Below are 2857 nucleotides of genomic sequence, written 5' to 3'. Positions count from 1 at the left end.
AAATTATGAAAACTAATAATTGGTTAATGAAATGGCGACGTCCGCATACGAAAAACCAAATTTTTCACCAACATGTCGCTTATCAACCTAATTTAATCAAAAACAATTTTGTTGCCGATCAACCTTTGACCAAACTTTATACCGATTTAACTTGTTTTCCAACAACTCAAGGATTATTATGGGTTTCAGTTATTTTAGATGGTTATCATCAAGAGATTTTAAGTTTAAAAACTAGTTTAAAGCCTAATTTAAAGTTAATTAAAGCGACCTTTAAAGTTTTACCTTCGCTAACTAAACCTTGTATTATTCATTCGGATCGGGGTGGTAGTTATAGTAGTCGCTTTTGGCAACAAACTTTACAACAAAAAGGCTTTTTAATTAGTATGTCCCGTCCTGGTTGTCCCAATGATAATGCCCCGATCGAATCCTGGTTTAGTAATTTAAAAGGGTGGTTTAAAAGTCGTTATGGAGATTGGTATCACTATTCTTTTGGGGAAATAATAAAAAAAATTCAAACTTTTAAAAGTTTTTATAATCACAAATGGCCTATCAAGAAACTTAATTATCAAAGTCCCCTTCATTATTTACAAAATTATCAAGAAAAAAAAATCTCAACTTAAGACTAAGATTAATTAATCAAACTAAATAAATAATTATTTATGAACAATCAAAATTGCTTTTTATTAAATATATTTATAATAATAAAATAAACAATTCCTAATCGTTATTTATTCTATGTAAAAAATTGATTAAGAAAGGATTTAAGTAAGAATGAATGTTCTTTATTTGATTCAATTAGGATTATCTGTTTTAAGTATTGGGGAGGTAATTATTAATTTTTGTTATCCCTTATTTTATATAATGAAAGGTTATCGAACACATTTTTTAAAAAATAAAAATATTTTTAATAATGTTAATCATTCAAATCGAACCGTTTATTTTCATTTAAACGCTTTTGTTATTGCAGTTTTGGTTTTTTTCTTACATTTGTGTATCCTTTAAGATTTAATTTTTAAAATTATTTAAGTAATAATTCGATAATTGAGACAAATTATTTAATTTTTAAATAAGATATATTCCATCCTTGGTAAGGCTATTAACTTAAAAATTAAAATTAAATTGAGGATTTAAATAAATTAAAAACAAAATTGTTGTTTCCAAAGCAATTTTATGATATCGATAACAATAATGATTAAGAATGATGATGCGATAATATCAAATATCGAGTATCATTATCATTATCGATATAAAATATAAAGTATCATTCCTTTGAGAAGCTTGTTGTTAAAAAGAACATATGTAAAGTGATATGGTAACAAGATGGTAACCTAATGGTAATAAAATGGTAATTTTATAAACTATTTATTCGTTTTTAATTCTTTTTTATTTAAATTTGATAAATAACCAGAACGTAACTTTTTCACCCGATAACCTTGTGGAGCTTTAGTTAAAAAAGATTGGATAAAATTTAAATCTTCTTGACGATAATAAATAATATTTAAACCTTTCTTATAGTTAGTTTTGATAGGTTTATGATATTTATCTAACTTATTTGGATCTAGAGGATATAATTGTAAAGTTACTAATTTATTGACATCAATTTTACCAATTAATTTTTTGATCTGATTTTTCTTTTCATTTTGATAATTGATTTGGAAAAGGGGATAGTGGTTTTGAAGGCGGTTATTATGGCTTTTAAGGGGGGTTAAATCCGTAAGTAATAGTTTACTATTACTAGTATCTTTAATTAAGGCGATTTTTAATTGTTTAATTTCTTCTAATATGCGAGAATCCACAAAAAGGGTTTGATTTTTAGGACGATAATTCGCTTCTTGATAAGTATTTTTCTTTTTGGAATGGGCAACAATGGTGAGATTAATTAAATCGGTTTTTAAGCTGATTAAAAAGTTTTTAATGGGGATTAAATCATTGGGAGTGGTTTGATTATTTTTCCCTCCCATGCTAATTTCTTGATGGGTGTTATTTTTCATCTTTTGTCTCCTGATTATTCAATTTTTAATAATGACGCGGTCTTCGCCAAAATAACGAATCGCTAAATCGGTTAGGTTATTCTTTTTCGCTTTTTCATAAGTGAGGTAAGGGTCTAAAAAACATTTTTGATAAGCTTGTTTTCCGAATTGTCTTAATAAATCATCAACATCTTTACAAGTTCGGTCGTAAGGAGGTAAAATTCTTCGGATTTCATAAGGAATTTGTTGGGAAGTTAGTTGTTCGCCCAAAACTTCACTCCGTTTTTGACCTGTTTCGTCATTATCTAAGGCAATAATCACCTTAATCTTTTCTTTTTTAATAATTTCTAGTTGGGATTGAGAAAGTAATTGGGCAACACAAATGAGACCAACCACGTTTTTAATATTGTTTTGCCAACAACTTATCACATCAAAAAAACCTTCATGAATCATGAGGATTTTCGTTTTTTTAATATCTGGTAACGCTGCGAAAAACCGATAACTAAAATGAAAAGTGGGAGTTTGACTAAAATTAGTTAAAGCTTGATATTTGGGTTGAAAGTAAGAAACTTCACGGAAATGGTTTTGATAAAAATGAAAGGTTTGCTGATAACCATTTTCAATGGGGATAATGATCGAACCATGAAAAGTATCGTGAACATATTTTTTTCCTTGGCGACTAGTTTTGGCTTTGATTAAGCCATATTCTAATAATTGATCCAGATTAATCTTTTGCTTTTGACAGTAATTGAGGAAGCGGAAAGATAAGGGTTTATCAGATAACGGGGCATAACCTAGTTTAAATTCTTTAATAGTTTCTAGAGTTAATTTTCGTTTTTGAGTTAAATAAGTTAATCCTGGTTGACTTTCGTTATTGCGATTAGCAG

The 2857-nt window shown here is 27.7% G+C and carries 3 protein-coding genes; 1 reads left to right on the top strand and 2 read right to left on the bottom strand.

The genetic code is table 11. The annotated features are described in order from the left end of the window. Positions 1-620: DDE-type integrase/transposase/recombinase (locus tag OC698_RS02845; protein WP_304513189.1), on the top strand; the 620-nt coding region annotated here is incomplete at its 5' end. Positions 621-1358: 738 nt separating this feature from the next. On the opposite strand, the gene OC698_RS02840 is transcribed toward OC698_RS02845, so the two are convergent. Together OC698_RS02840 and OC698_RS02835 are read right to left on the bottom strand one after the other, a co-directional pair. Beyond that, complete coding sequence (locus OC698_RS02840; protein ID WP_304513188.1) at positions 1359-1991, bottom strand: phase variable surface lipoprotein; 633 nt, start codon at positions 1989-1991, stop codon at positions 1359-1361. Positions 1992-2009: 18 nt separating this feature from the next. After that, positions 2010-2857 (bottom strand): toprim domain-containing protein (locus OC698_RS02835; RefSeq protein ID WP_304513187.1); only part of this gene is annotated, 848 nt, incomplete at its 5' end.

The organism is Candidatus Phytoplasma gossypii, assembly GCF_030586975.1.
GTDB lineage: Bacteria > Bacillota_I > Bacilli_A > Acholeplasmatales > Acholeplasmataceae > Phytoplasma > Phytoplasma citri.
The sequence above is the reverse complement of the archived record's forward strand: the minus strand, read 5'-3'. Positions and strand labels throughout refer to the sequence as shown.